The organism is Bacillus sp. CPT56D-587-MTF, assembly GCF_058792335.1.
The window spans coordinates 15923-34543 of sequence record NZ_JBYTEF010000001.1 but is presented as its reverse complement, the minus strand read 5'-3'; the positions used below and the strand labels follow the sequence as shown (position 1 = coordinate 34543).

At 35.8% G+C, this 18621-nt stretch carries 21 protein-coding genes, 3 pseudogenes and 1 riboswitch; of the genes and pseudogenes, 5 read left to right on the top strand and 19 right to left on the bottom strand.

Annotated elements, in window-relative coordinates:
- The first annotated feature begins 31 nt into the window (after positions 1-31).
- On the top strand, positions 32-1315 hold the full coding sequence (locus AC3WVZ_RS00185) for an MFS transporter (RefSeq protein WP_211477905.1): 1284 nt from the start codon (positions 32-34) through the stop codon (positions 1313-1315).
- A gap of 69 nt (positions 1316-1384) precedes the next feature.
- Here AC3WVZ_RS00185 and AC3WVZ_RS00180 read toward each other — a convergent pair whose 3' ends face one another.
- From AC3WVZ_RS00180 to AC3WVZ_RS00150, 7 genes and pseudogenes are all read right to left on the bottom strand, one after another.
- Entirely contained in the window at positions 1385-1636 is a 252-nt protein-coding gene (locus AC3WVZ_RS00180) for a helix-turn-helix transcriptional regulator (RefSeq protein WP_002023181.1), read from the bottom strand.
- 56 nt (positions 1637-1692) lie between these two features.
- Positions 1693-2925, bottom strand: a complete 1233-nt coding sequence (locus AC3WVZ_RS00175) for an MFS transporter (protein ID WP_233935851.1) — start codon at positions 2923-2925, stop codon at positions 1693-1695.
- Positions 2926-2991: 66 nt separating this feature from the next.
- Complete coding sequence (locus AC3WVZ_RS00170; protein WP_001254439.1) at positions 2992-3573, bottom strand: TetR/AcrR family transcriptional regulator; 582 nt, start codon at positions 3571-3573, stop codon at positions 2992-2994.
- A gap of 80 nt (positions 3574-3653) precedes the next feature.
- Positions 3654-3797 (bottom strand): hypothetical protein, encoded by a 144-nt coding sequence (locus tag AC3WVZ_RS00165; RefSeq protein WP_000817981.1) that lies wholly within the window; start codon positions 3795-3797, stop codon positions 3654-3656.
- 125 nt (positions 3798-3922) lie between these two features.
- Positions 3923-4168: a hypothetical protein gene (locus tag AC3WVZ_RS00160; protein WP_000505774.1), complete on the bottom strand. Its 246-nt coding sequence runs from the start codon at positions 4166-4168 to the stop codon at positions 3923-3925.
- Positions 4169-4181: 13 nt separating this feature from the next.
- Complete coding sequence (locus AC3WVZ_RS00155; protein ID WP_000206515.1) at positions 4182-4496, bottom strand: thioredoxin family protein; 315 nt, start codon at positions 4494-4496, stop codon at positions 4182-4184.
- A gap of 10 nt (positions 4497-4506) precedes the next feature.
- A pseudogene (locus tag AC3WVZ_RS00150) lies at positions 4507-4878 on the bottom strand (DnaJ family domain-containing protein).
- Between the two features lie 371 nt (positions 4879-5249).
- Here AC3WVZ_RS00150 and AC3WVZ_RS00145 point away from each other — a divergent pair.
- Positions 5250-7274, top strand: a complete 2025-nt coding sequence (locus tag AC3WVZ_RS00145; RefSeq protein WP_001257487.1) for a glycosyl hydrolase family 18 protein — start codon at positions 5250-5252, stop codon at positions 7272-7274.
- Between the two features lie 443 nt (positions 7275-7717).
- Here AC3WVZ_RS00145 and AC3WVZ_RS00140 read toward each other — a convergent pair.
- The 6 genes and pseudogenes from AC3WVZ_RS00140 to AC3WVZ_RS00115 form a co-directional block, all read right to left on the bottom strand.
- Positions 7718-7912 (bottom strand): annotated as a pseudogene (locus AC3WVZ_RS00140) (P-loop NTPase family protein); the annotation flags it as partial.
- Positions 7909-8658: an ABC transporter ATP-binding protein gene (locus AC3WVZ_RS00135; protein ID WP_000016088.1), complete on the bottom strand. Its 750-nt coding sequence runs from the start codon at positions 8656-8658 to the stop codon at positions 7909-7911. The pseudogene AC3WVZ_RS00140 and the gene AC3WVZ_RS00135, both read right to left, overlap by 4 nt.
- On the bottom strand, positions 8655-9653 hold the full coding sequence (locus AC3WVZ_RS00130; RefSeq protein ID WP_000715573.1) for an ABC transporter substrate-binding protein: 999 nt from the start codon (positions 9651-9653) through the stop codon (positions 8655-8657). The genes AC3WVZ_RS00135 and AC3WVZ_RS00130 overlap by 4 nt, the downstream gene beginning before the upstream one ends.
- On the bottom strand, positions 9650-10423 hold the full coding sequence (locus tag AC3WVZ_RS00125; protein ID WP_001057166.1) for an ABC transporter permease: 774 nt from the start codon (positions 10421-10423) through the stop codon (positions 9650-9652). The genes AC3WVZ_RS00130 and AC3WVZ_RS00125 overlap by 4 nt, the downstream gene beginning before the upstream one ends.
- Entirely contained in the window at positions 10395-10715 is a 321-nt protein-coding gene (locus AC3WVZ_RS00120; protein WP_000082906.1) for an MTH1187 family thiamine-binding protein, read from the bottom strand. The genes AC3WVZ_RS00125 and AC3WVZ_RS00120 overlap by 29 nt, the downstream gene beginning before the upstream one ends.
- Positions 10716-10816: 101 nt before the next feature.
- Positions 10817-10918: riboswitch (TPP riboswitch) on the bottom strand.
- Positions 10919-10970: 52 nt separating this feature from the next.
- Positions 10971-11768 (bottom strand): annotated as a pseudogene (locus tag AC3WVZ_RS00115) (SDR family oxidoreductase); the annotation flags it as partial.
- A 343-nt stretch (positions 11769-12111) separates the two neighbouring features.
- On the opposite strand from AC3WVZ_RS00115, the gene AC3WVZ_RS00110 reads away from it, so the two are divergent.
- Entirely contained in the window at positions 12112-13188 is a 1077-nt protein-coding gene (locus tag AC3WVZ_RS00110) for a cytosolic protein (RefSeq protein WP_233935850.1), read from the top strand.
- Between the two features lie 7 nt (positions 13189-13195).
- On the opposite strand, the gene AC3WVZ_RS00105 is transcribed toward AC3WVZ_RS00110, so the two are convergent.
- Genes AC3WVZ_RS00105 through AC3WVZ_RS00095 form a run of 3 tightly spaced genes read right to left on the bottom strand, consistent with a single transcriptional unit; the run spans position 13196 to position 15291 of the window.
- Positions 13196-13804 (bottom strand): replication-relaxation family protein, encoded by a 609-nt coding sequence (locus AC3WVZ_RS00105; RefSeq protein ID WP_233935848.1) that lies wholly within the window; start codon positions 13802-13804, stop codon positions 13196-13198.
- Positions 13794-14960 (bottom strand): FtsK/SpoIIIE domain-containing protein, encoded by a 1167-nt coding sequence (locus tag AC3WVZ_RS00100; RefSeq protein WP_233935846.1) that lies wholly within the window; start codon positions 14958-14960, stop codon positions 13794-13796. Before AC3WVZ_RS00100 ends, AC3WVZ_RS00105 begins: the two co-directional genes overlap by 11 nt.
- Before the next feature lie 10 nt (positions 14961-14970).
- On the bottom strand, positions 14971-15291 hold the full coding sequence (locus AC3WVZ_RS00095; protein ID WP_233935845.1) for a hypothetical protein: 321 nt from the start codon (positions 15289-15291) through the stop codon (positions 14971-14973).
- Between the two features lie 462 nt (positions 15292-15753).
- Here AC3WVZ_RS00095 and AC3WVZ_RS00090 point away from each other — a divergent pair, with 462 nt between their 5' ends.
- Together AC3WVZ_RS00090 and AC3WVZ_RS00085 are read left to right on the top strand one after the other, a co-directional pair.
- Positions 15754-15978 carry a helix-turn-helix transcriptional regulator gene (locus AC3WVZ_RS00090; protein WP_144519261.1) on the top strand — a complete coding sequence of 75 codons (225 nt, stop codon included), beginning with the start codon at positions 15754-15756 and terminating at the stop codon, positions 15976-15978.
- An 818-nt stretch (positions 15979-16796) separates the two neighbouring features.
- Positions 16797-16994, top strand: coding sequence for a hypothetical protein (locus tag AC3WVZ_RS00085; protein ID WP_233935843.1), 198 nt, complete (start codon positions 16797-16799; stop codon positions 16992-16994).
- 35 nt (positions 16995-17029) lie between these two features.
- Here AC3WVZ_RS00085 and AC3WVZ_RS00080 read toward each other — a convergent pair whose 3' ends face one another.
- The 3 genes from AC3WVZ_RS00080 to AC3WVZ_RS00070 are packed head-to-tail and all read right to left on the bottom strand — an operon-like array spanning position 17030 to position 18618.
- Positions 17030-18070 carry an N-acetylmuramoyl-L-alanine amidase gene (locus AC3WVZ_RS00080; protein WP_233935841.1) on the bottom strand — a complete coding sequence of 347 codons (1041 nt, stop codon included), beginning with the start codon at positions 18068-18070 and terminating at the stop codon, positions 17030-17032.
- 60 nt (positions 18071-18130) lie between these two features.
- The gene (locus tag AC3WVZ_RS00075) at positions 18131-18334 is read right to left on the bottom strand and encodes a hypothetical protein (RefSeq protein ID WP_098679758.1); all 204 of its coding nucleotides are present in this window, start codon (positions 18332-18334) and stop codon (positions 18131-18133) included.
- Positions 18335-18336: 2 nt separating this feature from the next.
- Positions 18337-18618, bottom strand: coding sequence for a hypothetical protein (locus tag AC3WVZ_RS00070; protein WP_000151299.1), 282 nt, complete (start codon positions 18616-18618; stop codon positions 18337-18339).
- Positions 18619-18621: the final 3 nt, after the last annotated feature.

The window sequence follows — 18621 nt, the reverse complement described above, 5'->3', positions numbered from 1 at the left end:
TTAGTAAAACAAATTTAAGGGGGAACATTATATGAAAAAAATGTCCAGACAAGAAAAAAGCTGGATATTATACGATTGGGCGAACTCCGTATACTCGCTCGTCATTACAACTGCATTATTTCCAATTTACTTTAAAGCAGCTGCAAAAGAAGCTGGACTATCTGGGGCAACTTCAACAGCATATTGGGGATATGCAAACTCATTCGCAACACTTTTAATTTCTATACTTGCTCCTATTCTTGGCACAGTTGCTGATTATAAAGGATTTAAAAAACGTTTTTTCACATTCTTCTTTGGACTCGGTATCGTATTTACAAGTATGTTAGCAGTCGTTCCAATCTCTCAGTGGTACTTATTGCTAGGGTGCTATATGCTCGCCTTAATCGGCTTTGCTGGAGCAAATATTTTCTATGATGCATTTTTAGTAGACGTCACTTCTGAAGATAGAATGGACCGAATTTCTACAAGAGGATTTGCATTAGGTTATATCGGGAGTACAATTCCTTTTATCGGTTGTATCGCTCTTATTATTCTTTCCCAAAAAGGAACTATTCCCTTATCGGTCGGCATTGCTAGTCAAATTTCCTTTGCAATAACAGCTCTTTGGTGGGGATTATTTACAATTCCAATGCTAAAAAACGTAGAGCAAACACACTATATTGAGCGTCATCCAAGACCTATTAGAATGAGCTTCAAACGTCTTGCTGATACTTTTAAAAATATTAAAGAATATAAAACTGTATTTATGTTTCTAATCGCTTACTTTTTCTATATTGACGGAGTCGACACAATTATTACTATGTCTACCGCTTACGGAACCGATCTCGGTATTAGTGCAACGAATCTATTAATCATATTATTTGTAACACAAATTGTCGCTTGTCCATTTGCTTTACTATACGGAAAATTATCTGAAACATTTACTGGTAAAAAAATGTTATATGTCGGTATCATTATTTATATCATTATTTGCACATATGCTTATTTTTTAAAAACGACACTTGATTTTTGGATTTTAGCAATGTTAGTTGCTACATCTCAAGGTGGTATTCAAGCACTAAGTCGTTCATACTTTGCAAAACTAGTACCTAAAGAATCTGCTAATGAATTCTTCGGATTTTATAATATATTTGGCAAGTTTGCCGCAATTATGGGTCCGGTATTAGTCGGTGTTACAACCCAATTAACAGGAAAAACAAACGCTGGTGTTCTTAGTATTATTGTTCTGTTTATTATCGGAGGATTCTTACTAACTAGAGTTCCAGAAAATAATACATCCGTTACACCACCTAGTCCAAAGACTAAAACGCTATAAGAAAAGATCCTCTTCTCATAAGAAGAGGATCTTTTTTATTTTTAAAGGTGCGACTTATAATGAACGACTCTACTGCTTGTACAAAAATAATTTATCAACAGTTGTTCCTAATACTTCAGCTAAACGGAATGCTAACGCTAAACTTGGATCATATTTATTATTCTCAATTGCATTTATCGTTTGTCTAGAAACCTTACATTTATCAGCTAATGCGCCTTGTGAAATATTATTTTCAGTGCGTAATTCATAGATTTGATTTTTCACACCATTGCTCCTAACCTGTAAAATCGTTTTTACAACATCAGTATATAATTGGCTCATATAGTTGTCAAAAGTTCCTCAAAGAAAAAGGGAGCAATATTGCTCCCTTACAATAGTTATTTCGAAGCTAACGAATTTGTTAGTGCCTCTTTATTAGCAACATCTTCTTTTTTTATTTGCATACGTAGAACTGGCCCTATCGCTAATAAAATAAGTGCCATTGCTATACAAAACACAGTAACTAGTGAAGTTAGTTCCTTTAATCCTCCAGCTAGTGAAGTTCCAATTAGCATTGCCCCCATAAACAGTGGTAAAATCGTCCCATTTACTCTTCCAACCATATTTTCTGGTACAAGTTGAATCATAAGCGTACCGACAACAATATTAACACAAGCTAAACAAATACCTGTTCCAAACCTCATGAAACTAGTAATCCAAAATGATGTAGATAGCCCTTCTACTAAAAATGACATTGCTAATATGCCCATACCGAATACAAACATTTTTTTCGGATTCACTTTTGAAGCGAAAATTGAAGCAACAATACCACCAATTAACATACCTATTCCATCAGCTGCAGCTAAATATTGAACTGCTTCCTTTTCCATTCCAAGGCGTTCTATTACAAGAAACACCTCTAATGGAGTTGTTAATCCAACAGCTAAGCCTATAATGGTGAAAGTGATCGTAATCATACGTAAATTTTTCGTATGAAGAACATACTTCCAACCTTCTTTTATATCATTTTTTAATGAATCTCTCGCCACTTGCTCTTTTTCAACCCATTTTGGTAAAAATGAAAGGGCGATAGCAGATAACAAAAATAAAATGATTAAGCTATATAGTGACGTAAATAAACCAAGTTGTGTATACACAAGCGATCCTACCACTGGTCCAAAAATTAGAAATAATGACTGTAATGTTTGGTTAAATGCAATCGCATTTGCTACCTGTTCTTCTTTTACATAGCGCTTAAATATACGCGAAGATGAGGGCTGAGAAAACTGACCTACAATCGCGGAAATGAGTGTTGCAAAAAATATAGCCTGCCAATAATCCAGCTTTAACAACAGGACAATTCCTATAATAGACAGTACACTCAACACATCTCCAGTGACCATTGTTCTTTTCGGATTCCAGCGATCAGCTAGCGCACCACCGATAAACGAGAAAATAAAAATAGGTGCATATTCCATAACTGATAACAAAGAAACAGAAACCGGATCATTATTCGTTCGCTCCATTATAAAATACAAAAGAGCCATATTTCTGATCCAAATTGCAAATTGTTGTAAAATATCAGACGCCATAACGAGCATAAATGCTCGGTTTTTAAATAAAGCGTTCATTTTCATTCCCCTTTCACAAACCGACCGTTCAGTCTAATTTATTTTGTAAGAAAAGCAACTGACCTATTATTCAGCTGCCATTCCTTTTAACAATACATCTATTGCCTTTTTATAAATACGCTTCAACTCTTTATAATCTAGCTCGTAGTAAAGTACTCCAAGCCCTGATAATAATCCATTCACAATATACATAAGATCACGAGTATTATCTTCACGGAACTCTCCAGACTGTATACCTGCTTCAATTAATTTCTCAAACATAACATATGATTCTCTAGTTAAAGCTAATAGTTCCTCCAAAATCTCTTTACTTACAACTTGACTCATAGAGAATTCCTCTATGGCATTTGAAATTGGTTGCTGTATGTCCTCTACATGATATTCCGCGAGACCATATAGTTTTTCAGTACTAGTGCTATACAACTTCTCTTTTTCATTCCATTTTTCAAGCCAATCATACGTATGCTGTTTCACTACAAATAAAAATAATTCTTCTTTACTTTTAAAGTGATAATAAATACTTCCTTTACTTCGCTCTGTAATTTCACAAATCTCTTCCATAGATGTAGCTGCGTAGCCCTTCTGTGAAAATAGACTTTCTGCTTTGTATGCAATTTCTTTCTTTATCTCTTCTGCGCTTCTTCTCATATTCACACCTCTTTAAACCGACCGTTCAGTCTAATAATAACAAATCAAAAACCTCTATCGCAAGAGGCTATATTCCTTATTTAAGAAAACGTACTTTCAAACCAAGTTCGAATCATATGTATTGTTCCAAATTTAAATGCTAATTTAACAAGAAATACGCCTCCCGCAGCTAATAAAAATAACACTACTTTCCCCTTATTTTTCACTTTCGGTTCCCTTTTCATTTCCATTCACCTTAGTATGTTAAAAATATTAATCAAACGTTTGTTTAACTGTGTTTATGTATATGTAAGCCGACTAATCAAACGTTTGTTTAAAAAGAAATACGCCTATATAAGGCGCATTTTCATCAATCCCCACCGCCACCGCAGCTTCCTCCGCTATCTCCCCCAAAAGAGCCTCCACAATCATGTGAACCGCCATCATGCGAGCTATCATTATCCGATCCAGCAAAGAAAAATAATGGTGATGAGCTGTTAGATGAATTATGTATGTTATTTTGTTTCGCCAAGTTCACCTTCTTTTTGTTCGATCGAACTGCTGTTACGATTATTCCAACTACAACAAATAATAGTATGACAATAATAAATCCCATATAAAAGCCTCCCCTATTCCTCGAATAATTGAATGATTCTCTCTAGATTTTCAAGTGAAATGAAGCGTGATTCACGAAGAATTTCTTTTCCATTATGAAATAATAAAATTGTTGGCCCTGTAAATACTCCATATCGCCCCGCAATCTCTTGCATGTCTTGTAGTAATATCTCTATTTTCTCTACGTAATCATAATTCTCTAATACGCAATTTACTTTTCTTAGCATAACATCACAAACACCACAATTTTCCGTTTTAATAAACAGAAGTACCAATTGTTGTTCTTCGATATAGGTCGCTAATTCTTCTATCGTTTTAAATGTAGTCATCTTATCCCTCTTAGCGTAATTTACGAAATAATTTGCCTTGATACATACGAAAAGCTGAACTATCTTTAATCTTTCTCTTTTCCATTACCTGCTGAAAACGAAGAGTTTTTGCTGTAAACTCTTCTCGTAATTTCTTTCTCTCTTCTTCATCATAACAGCAAGCAATTAAATCCTCTATTTTTAATATATCTTTTTGTAGTTCCATTTCTGGTGGAATCATTCCCGCATTTTTTTAAATTTTATAACTCATTCTAAGTTCTGGAGGTACCATTGAAAGATCTTCTAATTGTAGTGGTTTTCCTTTTCCCGGAAGATAATCAAGATCACCATTCCGTATTGCTTGTCGAATTTTTTCTTCAGCAATGTTCAAAAACACATCCACACTATTCCCTCCTTTACATATTTTTACTATTATTTTACATGATATTTCCTGATCTTTCTACGTCTTTAATAATTGGCTCCATACAATTTTTTCTCAAATTTATTTATAATGAGCTTTTTCTTCCCATACCAATCTTTAGTTTTCATATATAGTTTGTATTCAAGCCTTTTTGTATTGAGAAAGTCTTTTTCAACTTAATAAAGCGTTTACACTAAATCTTACATTTGTTACGATTTAATCACCCCCAGCTCCCTTGTATAGACTTCGTGATGTCTGATCATTTTATCTAGATGTTTCATACGTCTAGATTCATTTTGGTTTATTGGCGTATGCCTTTAAATATATCTTTTATTTTGAAAGGAGAAATGGCTATGAGGTCTCAAAAATTCACACTGCTATTACTATCTCTACTACTTTTCTTACCTCTTTTTCTCACAAATTTTATTACTCCAAATCTCGCATTAGCAGATTCACCAAAGCAAAGTCAAAAAATTGTTGGGTACTTTCCTTCGTGGGGCGTTTACGGACGTAATTATCAAGTTGCTGACATTGATGCATCAAAGCTTACTCACCTTAACTATGCTTTCGCGGATATTTGTTGGAATGGAAAACATGGAAACCCTTCTACTCATCCTGATAATCCAAATAAACAAACGTGGAACTGTAAAGAATCTGGTGTACCATTGCAAAATAAAGAGGTTCCTAATGGTACTCTCGTACTCGGTGAACCATGGGCTGATGTTACCAAATCGTATCCTGGCTCAGGGACAACTTGGGAAGATTGCGATAAATATGCCCGTTGCGGAAATTTCGGGGAACTAAAACGATTAAAAGCTAAATATCCTCACTTAAAAACAATTATTTCCGTTGGTGGCTGGACTTGGTCTAACCGCTTTTCTGATATGGCCGCTGATGAAAAAACAAGAAAAGTATTTGCTGAATCTACAGTAGCTTTTCTTCGCGCATATGGGTTTGATGGCGTAGATTTAGACTGGGAATATCCGGGCGTTGAAACGATTCCTGGTGGTAGTTATCGTCCTGAAGATAAACAAAATTTCACTCTCCTTCTTCAAGATGTCCGAAATGCTTTGAATAAAGCAGGTGCTGAAGATGGCAAACAATATTTACTAACAATCGCTTCAGGCGCAAGCCAACGCTACGCTGATCATACAGAGCTAAAGAAAATTTCTCAAATACTCGATTGGATTAATATTATGACATATGATTTCCACGGCGGATGGGAAGCTACTTCTAATCATAATGCAGCTCTATATAAGGATCCAAATGACCCAGCAGCAAATACGAATTTTTACGTAGATGGTGCTATAAATGTTTATACAAATGAAGGTGTTCCAGTCGATAAACTAGTATTAGGCGTACCCTTTTACGGACGTGGCTGGAAAAGTTGTGGCAAAGAAAATAACGGACAATATCAACCTTGCAAACCAGGTAGTGATGGGAAACTTGCTTCTAAAGGTACTTGGGATGATTATTCTACCGGTGACACAGGTGTGTATGATTACGGTGATTTAGCAGCCAATTACGTTAATAAAAATGGTTTTGTACGCTACTGGAATGACACAGCTAAAGTACCTTATTTATATAATGCAACTACAGGCACATTTATTAGCTACGATGACAATGAATCTATGAAATACAAAACAGACTATATAAAGACGAAAGGTTTAAGTGGAGCAATGTTTTGGGAACTAAGCGGAGATTGCCGTACAAGTCCAAAATATAGTTGCAGTGGTCCAAAATTACTTGATACGCTAGTAAAAGAATTACTTGGTGGACCTATTAGTCAAAAAGATACTGAGCCACCAACGAATGTTAAAAACGTTGTAGTTACGAATAAAAATTCAAACTCAGTTCAATTAAACTGGACTGCATCTACTGATAACGTAGGAGTTATGGAATATGAAATTACTGCTGGAGAAGAGAAATGGAGTACAACAACAAATAGCATTACAATTAAAAACTTAAAACCTAATACGGAATACACATTTTCAATAATTGCCAAAGATGCTGCTGGAAATAAATCACAACCTACCGCTCTTACTGTCAAAACGGATGAAGCTAATACGACACCTCCTGATGGAAATGGTACTGCTACATTTTCAGTCACTTCGAATTGGGGCAGCGGTTATAACTTCTCGATTATAATCAAAAATAATGGAACGACTCCTATTAAAAATTGGAAATTAGAATTTGATTATAGCGGTAATTTAACACAAGTTTGGGATTCTAAAATTAGTAGTAAAACAAATAATCATTATGTAATTACGAACGCAGGATGGAATGGTGAAATTCCTCCTGGTGGATCTATTACAATTGGCGGTGCAGGAACAGGTAATCCTGCCGAACTTTTAAATACCGTCATTAGCGAAAACTAGACGTAATATCCATTAATTAATTCACTAAAGTTTGAATTTAGGTTTGAGCAATACCTCCTAAATTCAAACTTTTAATTTTACGAAAAATCAAAAATATCATAATAACCTATTATAATTATATTTAATTTCTAATATGAAGTTTATATGAAGTTCATTTGAATTTTACATGAATTTCCTTTAATTTCTATTGTCTTCCTATAATATCCATATTATCCTTTACATAAAGGAATTATTTTCATTCCATTTTGAACTATCTATATATATAAAGAAAGATAGTCACCTGTTAGGGAAAGGCTTTCGTATTATAAATATAACAAAAGAAAAAGCACGCTTATAAGCGCACCATAAGAGTGCTTCTTCATACAATTCTCATGTAAGAGTTCTCGAAAATCATGTTAATCACAAAGAAAAGGCATTAGCTCCTAAAAGCTAATGCCTTTTCTTTATTCATATTGTTCAGTATTCCAATCTTCTATATTCCATACTTTTGTTATCCACGATTCATAGAAAGAAGGTTCATGTGAGACAATTAAAACCGTTCCTTTGTATTGTTGTAACGCTTCCTGTAAAGCCATCTTAGTTTCTACATCCAAATGATTAGTCGGTTCGTCTAAAATTAAAACATCAGCTTTTTCTATTTTTTCATATAAGGAGCTAACACACTTAAAATCTCTTCTTTATCCTTTTTTAATTCGAGTGATGTTAACATATCCATCGTTCTCGGCCTAGGTAATTTCACTTGTACCTCGCCAACTATTGACGCTGGTCTTTGAGATAAAATAAATACGCGATCTGAAAGCAAGATTGCCTCATCTAAGTCATGTGTCACCATAACGATTGTTTGCTTTTCTTGATGCCAAGAGTTTAAAAGCCAGCTATGTACTTCCATTTTTGTAAATGCATCTAATTTACCAAAAGGCTCATCCAGCAGCATAATTGGCTTTTCACATAAATATGTGCGCAGAAAACTAATTCTTTGACGCATACCACCAGATAATTCATCTGGATAATGGTCTGCATATTCATCTAGTTGGAACTGCTTTAATGCTTCCATTCCTTCTGTCAGCCTTTGTTTTTTCGGCTTTCCTTCAATTTCTAACGGAAGAACGATATTTTGCAAAGCTGATCGCCACGGTAGTAATAAATCTTGTTGTGGCATATAACTAACAACATCTTGCTCTTGTACTTGCTTATCGTTATACGTTACGTTCCCGCTTGTTGGTTTTTCAACATTTGCAATCATGTTTAATAATGTGCTTTTCCCGCAACCACTTGGTCCTACAAAGGAAACAAACTCTCCCTCTTGTATAGAGGCACTAATATTCTCTAATACATTCTTTCCGTCAAAAGATTTCACTATATTTTTTATTTGTAATCCGCTCATTTTTCACTTGGAAGGAATTCATTTGTAAAAGCATCTTTTACATCGATTTTCTTTTTAATAACTTTGTTGTCATATAAGAAATTCATGTAATTCGTCCAAATTTCTTCCTTCTGTACTCCCCATGCTTTAGCATCATCTTGATACTTCGTACTTAACCATTTTTGGCTTTCTTGAACTAAATCTTTATTTACATCTGGAACAGCTTTAATTAAAATATCAGCAGCCTCTTTCGGTTCCTTAATTGCAAAATTATAACCTTCTGTCGTTGCACTCATAAACTTTTTCACAAAGTCTTTATCTTGCTTCGTATGTTTTTCACTCGTAATAATAACAGGACTATAGAAATCAAGCGCTGGATCTAAGTCCTTCACCATAATCGTATTTAACTCTTTTCCTTGGCGCTTCGCTTCAATACCATCCCAACCGTAATAAATCCATTCGAAATCTGCATCACGACCGATTGATTTAAAGAAATCTGTTTGTCCTAAGATGATTTTTTCAACTTTATTAAAATCAGCTTGATGTTTATCCATAATCGTCTTTAATGTCGCTTCTTCCGCTGGTCCTCCCCAGCCGCCGTAACGTTTACCTTCAAAATCTTTCGGTGACGTCATATTATCTTTCTTAAGCGATGCAAACGCTGAAGTGTTATGCTGAATAATCGCTCCTACAGATACAACAGGAATTCCTTCCACACGAGCTAACGTTACATTTTCTTGTGCGCTTATTGCGAAGTCTGCTTTTCCTGATGCTATCATTTGCTCTGCTGTTACATTGTCACCTGGTTGAATAATTTCTACATCTAATCCTTGCTTTTTGTAATAATCTTTCGTTTGCGCTACATACAAGCCAGTATGATTCGTATTTGGAAACCAATCTAATACTACTTTTACTTTTTGATCTTTACTTGCACTTTCTTCTTTCTTCGCCGGATTACATCCAGCCACACCTACCGCTACTAAGGCAGCTAACATAACTTTCAAACCTTTTTTCATTTTCTGCCGTCCTTTCTATATATCCATGGTGCTGTTATTCTTGCCATAAACTCTACGATAAAATACAGGCATAATGTCACCATAACGATGATTGCTGCAACACCAAATACTCGGGCAGTCAAAAAGGATTTTGTAGCCCTCGTAAGCATAACGCCTAATCCTTCACTTGCACCGAGCCATTCTCCGATAATTGCCCCCATTACGCTATATGTAACTGCAATTTTTAAACCTGAGAAAAAGTATGGAAGCACTGCTGGAAATTTTACTTTCTGGTAAACTTGCCATTTTGTCGCCTTCATTGTTTGTAACAGTTTCAACATGTTTTTATCTACTGTTTGAAAACCTTCTAAAATACTAAGCGCAATTGGGAAGAAACAAACGAGTATTACGACCATTACTTTCGGCAACATCCCATATCCAAACCAAATAATAAATAGCGGTGCAAGTACAACAATTGGAATTGTTTGCGAAATAACGAGCAATGGATTTATTAAAATACGAAATAACGGTATAACGTCCATAATAATTGCGATGCTCGTCCCCAATAAAATTGCAAAGAATAGTCCAATTATAACTTCCTGCAGTGTTTGCATCGTATTTGGTAATAGTAAATCTTTCATCCCAATTAATTCTTGAACAATGGCAGAAGGCTTTGGTAAAATCCACGGTTCGATTTTAAATAATGAAACAGATCCTTCCCATATCGCAATGAGAAGGATAAGCCAAATAGTTGTAATAAGTTTAGATTGCTTCTGGTTTTGCATATTCATCACGGTACTTCCAAACCTTTTCATCTATCGTTACACCAGTGCTTGGACGATAATGGATTTTAATAGAAGTAATCACTTCTTCTGCTCCAGCATCGACGCAAGCTTGTTGCGCACGTTTAACGACATCAAGAAGTACATCTAATTCTCCTTCCAAAGTTGTTTCCATTGCCCCTACTTCATAACGAACTCCCGATTGTTGCACAACTTCAATTGCTTTATCGACAACAGAATATACATCTTTCGTTTTTGCTTGTGGTACTACTGAAAATGACATTGTAACTTGTTGTGACATAATAAAATCCCCCTTATAAAAATAAATTTCAAAAATAAGAAAAGGCTTTCCTACTGCGTAGGAAAGCCTTTTATGCAAGTTATTACAGAATAACATATGCTACATCACTTTAAGTAACTCCCTACGCTGGCATTATCCAGATCAGGTTGAGGGTCGATGTTTACTTACATCCTCTCAGCCAATTGGCTCCCCGGTCCTTAATTCGTTTTCATTGTAGCATGATTTATTTTATTGAACAAACAAAAGCATGCATAATCATTTCATTATTTTTGGAAAATAACCAACTTTTTCACCATGAGCTAATAACTGCTGAATAAATTCTTTATTAATTGCTGGTACTATCAATTCTTTTTTCTTAATCCATTTATTCGTTCTACGCGTACCCATTACAATTTCAGATTGCTGCGCTCCATCTCCTGCAACTTGAGAAGCAATTAACTCTGCTATTACTTCATTTCCCTTCGCTAATGCAAGTCCGGTATTTACATATTCTGAAAGTGGAACCATTTCAAGATTGTATCCACACTCTCCAATTAGCTGTATAAATTGTTCAAACTCAATTTGATGTGGATGACAAATATGTAACGTCTCTCCTATAATTTGCGCATCTTGCAAATACGATACAATTGATTTACTAGCAAAATCAATTGGTGTGAAATCAACTTTCCACTTCACATTTGGTGCTTTCCCAATTAATAGCATTGTTTTAATAGGACGATAAAATGCGTTTCCTTCAATATTTTGTTGGAACGAACCTGTTTCTGAATGACATGCTAAATTACCTGCACGATAAATATTTCCACGCAAACCATTTTTCATTGCTTCACGAACAATGTTTTCCGCTTGTAGTTTACTATTTGAATATACATTCTCTAAGTCTACACTGTAATTAAAATCACCAGTTTTCATGTATGTATCCCATTGATCTACCGCTAATTCTAACGGGATACCAATTGTAGAAATAAAATGGAATGTAGCACCTTTCTCCGCTAATGTTAGCATACGGCTAGTTCCTTGGACATTTATATTTTCAAATTGTTTTACATCTCCAAAGTCTATTATTTATAAAACTTAAACTGCCTAAAAGCGTAATGAACCGCAACATTACGCAATTTTGTACTATATCGAAAATTATAAATGGCAACACTTTTCTGGTTATTTGTGACCAAATCCGTTACCGAAAAAATCGAAATAAAAACTAAAAAAATAAAAGAGCACAGCGTGTTAATAAAGTGGTGAGACACTTTATTAACCGTTCGCCTAACGTAACTAGGCAAACACCTGCTGTAACTCTTTATGTACCTTATTTTATCGTACATAAGGGTTCCTCCGCAACAGTTTGCTTACATTTTGTGGCATACTGTTGCTTTTTTATTTCCAAAGGAGACGAGCCCTTATGAAAAAATTGACTGCCTATAATGCTGATGTTCAAAAATATATACAACAAAATCGATTAAGCACGCAAAAGAAATATGAAATTATAGCTGCTATGAGAAAACGTGTCGATGATGCGAATCAAAGTTTTGAATGTCTATTTCCTTCTCGCTCTAAGCGGAAAGTTGTAATGGATCATATTATTTACATGCTCTCAGGAAATGGCATATGCAAGATTTCTGCTGAAACACTAGCAGATAAGGCTGACTGTTCTGTAAGAACTGTGACCGATACTGTTCGTGCATTAAAACAAACAGGTGAAATCCTAGTCGCTGGATTAGCTGATGGTAAGAATAAATATGTATTTGTATTAAAAACGCACCCTAATTTCACAACAATCATGAAAGAAGTATTTTACATAGATGCCTACCAAATTGCCGAACAAAATGCCGAGCAGGTTGCCGAACAGAAAAACCCTGAAACCGTTGAGGCTGTAAGCCTGAAAGATGAAAACACGAGTTCTAACTATAATAACTCTATTAACTCTTTAACTACTTTAAAACAAGAAAAAAATAATGATAGAGTATCCTTAATGGAATCAATTGAAATTGAGCTAAATGAAGCGCAAAACGATATACACAAAGAGTTCGAAAGAGTCCATACGTATTTTGTGAACGAATACCAAGAAATGATGTACCATACAATCAAAGCCGGAACGTATCATCCTATTCTAAAAACTACCGCATCGATTATTGGTCTGCGTGTAGGTAGCAATTGTGATGAAAGTCTATTTCGTCTTGCATTTAATGCGCTAGGAAAAATTGATAGATTCTTAAAAAACAACGGTATTCTTACAGACAGTGTACAAGCCTTATTTTCTCGTGTCTATTCGGACAACATCAAACTACTTAAAGCACCTAAAAAAGCGCATACAAGCTCTTCTGACGTACCTAACAATGACAAGCCATTCGTTTTTTACAATTGGTTAGAAGATACTGGCTCAAAAGAGCCAGCCACAAAGACAATAGACAGCTCTCTTGTTCCAGGTGTATATTACAAAATATCAAAAGAAGAATCTGATGAAATGGGACTATATTAAAGAGCTACTATGCCTTCACAACCATTTGATTCATAAAATCATGAATAGACTTTGTTTGGAATATGCGAAAATTGGGAGAGTAAATATCATATTGTGTATCCGTAACGATGAGTAGTGAGGGAAAATATTTGGATTTCTTCGGTTGCCATGGTTCTTGCTGCCATTCCAAACTATGAAAGTAGAATTCGTAACGATTTACTTTTTCTTGCATAACTTTCTTGCTGTAAACCGAATTCTGTACTTCTATGAAAAACGGGGATTGTCGCCATATGGTAAATATATCAGGTTCCATATACGCTTTACCGTATTTTGGCTCAACTTTGAATACTTTCGGCTTTTCGTACTGAAGAAGTTGCTTATATACGTCTACAATAGCAAGGAAATGCGGAATCTTTTGACTTGTTTTTCGAATTGTACTCGGTTGCGGGAAATAGATGTATGGCTGCTGTAATACATTTGCATCCACACTTCCATCTCTTCTTAACCGCTTCATCACCGTATTACAACAAGTCACAGCTTTCTTGCGTCCTTGAAAATGCAAATCGATAATATCATCACGGGACATACATCGAAATCGCTGTAAATCCTTTACGATTGCCTTATCTCTATTCTTCATGATTCAACACTCCAAACAAAGGTAGTTTTTCTTGCTCAGGACTCGGAAGCTCAACTGTATCTTTCGGTACACGGTACGGTTCAATCATTTGTTTCGCTTTGTTTAATTCTAAATAAGGCGCTTGCACTTTCTTGAGCCCATGTAATTTTAGAATCATCTGACCAGATTGTGCTAACTGTTCCGCTCCGGGTGTACCCATGATATTGCTATTAATGCTATCAGCACATCTGAAACCCATTCTGACTGTCATGTTTAATTTCAATTTACCATCTAACACTTTTGCATCTGGACGTTGCATCGATAGCATAAGAAAAACGCCTAATGCTCGACCAACCGCAGATATTTTTTCTATTGTCGTCATACACTCTTTTTCATCCTGTAGCATCGCTACTTCATCAATTGCTAGGAGAATGTAGGGTTTCCGTTTGTCAGGATGTAATTTGTTGTATTCGTCAATATGATCTACTTCATATGTTGCCATGAGCTTTCTGCGTTCCCTGATTTCATTCCATACCTTTTGAAGCATGATTTTCATTTCGATTTCCTCCATACACACTTCTTTTACATGTTTTACTCTACGCAAGAAATGAAATTCAGAATTTTTCAAATCGCCTAGGTACAAATGCAAGGTATCGGGCGACATGGCTTGAATCAATGTAGACAAGATAACTCGCACCATACTACTTTTTCCTGAACCTGTTTCTCCCGCAATGAGAAGATGCGGTGTATTTGCATCCACCATATCGTAAGTAATCATTTTTCCGAACTGGTCACGTCCTACTACAATAGGAAGACGGTATTCTTTTAATAACGGCTGCCATTGCTTGTAACTATAGTTGTATGGTTTTAAACCGCCATCAGAATGAAATACATGGAGTACAAACTTTTTAATATCCCCTTCAATTGCTACATTCCTTCCTAAAATCTGTTGAAAGCAAAACCATTTCTTTTCAATCGTCTTTGGATCCAATCCATTCGGAATGGTAAACACATATTGTACACACTGGTTCGAAGAAGTAACTGCATGAATTTTAGGGTAAATTGGCACTTTCCCTCCACGCGTTTGATGTTCTCTATATAAACCTGCCTTACGAAACACTTCCATTAATTGCTGCTTTAAAGACCTCTTGTACATCCATTCCTTTAGTTTCTCCATGATAAGCCCCCTAGAACATGATTACAATTCGAATAAATGCATAGCCGATGAATCCGACTCCTCCCATTCTCACCCCATAATGAATGCCATCAGATAATAATTTAGCTGCTAATACATGATCATTTTGTACAAGATATTTTTCTAGCAGAACTGCCCCGATTAAAACGGTTCCCACTACTCCTAACGCAAGATACGTATGTATCATGGAATCGGACATATGAAGAAAAGCCAACGGACTCCCTGCATGATATTTTTGTATTTGTCTCTCTTTCTTTTTGTACGACCCACTCATAAAATCCCGAAAGGGAATGATTTGTTTTGTCCCCCACATACGCTCATCTCCCTCATTTATTTCTTATCGTATTCCGCACAAGATTCTGAACAATACTTCTTTCCATTCCACCTCCAAAACAACCAATCGGATAACAAACATTTACAATACTCACAAGTTTCTTCGTATGATGCCATCTTGCTGTTCATTTCCTTCGCTCCTTTATAAACAGAATATAAAATTCACGCAAAATAACGCTTTACGCACCCATTACCATGGTAGCGTTACCTTGATAGGAACCATGGCAGCTACCACGGCAGAAAGCGAAAACTTACCATGATACCTACCTTGGTAAAGTCACCTGCTCCTACCTTGATAACTACTTTGATAGGTGAAACTTTTCTTACCTTGGTACATCATATCGGGGAGGGCTTGGACAATATTCAAATTTTTTTGAAGTCTAAAAAATTTGATTCTTGGACAGAATGGTTACCAACTATGAAAATAAAGGGGCGAGAAAGAATGTTCGGCTTAGGTAAACCACGTTCACGTTTCGGAAAATTCTTGGATAAAAACGGGATTTCTCAGCAAGATGTAGTACGAGAAAGCGGGGTAAATAGAGGAACAATCAGTAGAATTTGTCAGGGCAATGCATTTCAACCTTCATTGAAAAATGGAAATAAAATTATAAAAGCGTTGCGAAGACTAACTAATAAAGATGTACATTATGATGACTTCTGGATGTAAACAAAAAATCCGCCTCCAAATAGGAGACGGATTCTTCATTGTGCAATAGATCAGAGAACATATTTAAAATATAAATCATATAGAATTATCAGTCAATAAAAAGTTCTATCTTTCAATCATATTGGATATACTGTAAATGACATCTAGAGAATCACCACATGAGAGTCGCCTTCAACTGGGGAAGGCGACTCTCATATTTTAAACATATTTTCAAAAATCTTTACATATATTAAACTGCTCCTGTTATGTTATACACGATTCTTTCTATACGAAAAGGCAATCCAGACTCACCACCCTGGATTGCCTTTTCTATTTTTTAAGTTATACAACATAATTTTCTGCACATATATAAAGTGGTTCAAGAGAAACCACTGAAACAGAGTACACTTTGGTCAAGTATATTCTGTGTTTCATTATCATGTTCTTCCTTGGCCTAACATAAAAATAATATAGAACACAACTACGGGGATAATATATCTTATACTGTTCTACAAACTGGGTTCTTCAAATAGAAGAACCTTTTTATTTTATAACATATTTCTATGTGGACCTTACATAGAATAAGTCAACACGTTCTATTCGTATGACAATCATCCTATGAAAAAGCAAGTATCCTTACATCAAAAAGGACTTGCTTTTTTTCTATTTAATCCTTTATATCTTGCTACTATTCAAGAATTTTATATGTACCATGTTTATTTCCCTCACCAAACTTCGTTGCATCTTCCAATTCTTTGTTATTCAATTTCCAATTCACTTTATCTTCTTCAATTATTATAATTAAATGTAAGATTTCCTGTATTGGGGGGGAGAACGAATTGATTTTCAAATTATCCATTGCACTTTTATTATTACTGTTAGCTGGCATTTGGTTATTCATCGGATATTACTTAAAAACTTCACTACTATTAGGATTAGGTTTCGGAGTTATTTTTGGTGTCATCATCATGCTATTACCTGATATGTTAGAGTGGATTATAAAAGAGGATGTACCAGAAACAATGTTTCATTTTTAAAACAAGGAGGCGAAAACCTCCTTGTTTTCTCTTCCCTACTTCACATACACAAAGGCTTCGCTGGATGTCATATAGTATGTGCGCCCTTTACTATTGTGCACTTTAAATTGTGGAGAGCCATCCACACTTACCTTCTCATCGATTGTAAATCCTTCCCCTGCGTCCAACGTACCCGCTACATCGTCATCCTGCCATGAAGGTGTATCATAAAACCGAAGGTTATCTACTTTTGAAACTACGCGTTTCCCTACAACTGGATTTACTGATTCTTGCTTTTCAAACCTGATGTACGCTAGATTATATTTCACCCACTGCTCTCCACCAAGGTTTAACCATCCGTCTTTCTCTTCCCACACTTGATACGCTTCTGGTTTGTTTAGCTGACGAATCACACCATAATTTGTTCCTGGTCCTTTACGTAAATTCACGTTGTAACCTTCAATATAAGCGATACTATCTGTTACTGCTGTTGGTACTTCTTCTGGTTTAGACGGAACAGAAACATCCACACTAGAGTTATTATATGCCTGCTGCACATCACTTCTAAATTGAACTTCTGAAACACCATGGCTACGTAAATAATCAATTGGACCTTCATGATCTGTACCGCCCAGGTACTTTCTCACATCATTATGCGTCCATAATCCTTTATCTACAGATAGATTGTTATCTTTTAAGATTCTGGCCAGTAATCTCACATACTTTTCATAACTACACTTAAACTTGCTGTAATCAGCCGTCTCGCACAATTCCACATGAACAAATCGTTTATTGGCTCCTGGTCCTGCACCGTACGCCATGTATTTTGTATCCGCAATCTGAATGGTTTCATTCCAATCGACCGCGTAATGAACGAATGCATTTCTCCAGGTACGAGTTTCATAACGTTGAATGTTAATGGCTGGTGCTTCTGGTGTTGCGGTACTATGGGCAACCACTCCTTCATATGCCCCTACACCGCCCCTGTATGGTGTTTTCGGCACATCAGGTATCAGAAGTATTCTATCGGCCAAAACACTCGTAGAAAGTGAAAATACAAGACATAATGTGAACAACATTCCCAGTAATCGTTTCATTTTTGTTTCTCCTCCAATAGAAAAACGCACCACCGATTGGCGATGCGTTCTCGTTGTTTTTTATTTGTCTGTTTGTGCTGTCCCTTCGTGGTCGGTCCATACTCCTATCGAAACACCAAGTGTGAAAAGATACGGTAACACTTCGTCGATAAAGCTCTTCGTTTCTAGTAATCCAGCCTTTGCACAAATGAATCCTAAGAGGGAGGCAAGTGCCACCCATGTTTTCCAGTTACGTAATCGTTTTTGCATGTTCTCTCTTGTCATGTCTAATCCGTCTCCTTTTCGATTGTATCCAAGCGTTTATGCGCTTGTTTGGTACTTTCCTCTACCCTCGTGACTCGTTCTCCAAGTGCTACCATTTGTTTTTCACTTGCCTTTAAATCAATCCGGATATCATCCACACCTTTTCGGATATATCCCAGTTCTGCTTTGACCTCTGCACTTTGTTGCCCATCTGCTTTGATGGATTTAGATTTATTCAGTGCATAACCAAAATAGCTGATGGCGAGTGATAATAACGCAATCAGCACACCAAGTTCGATTGTCATCCG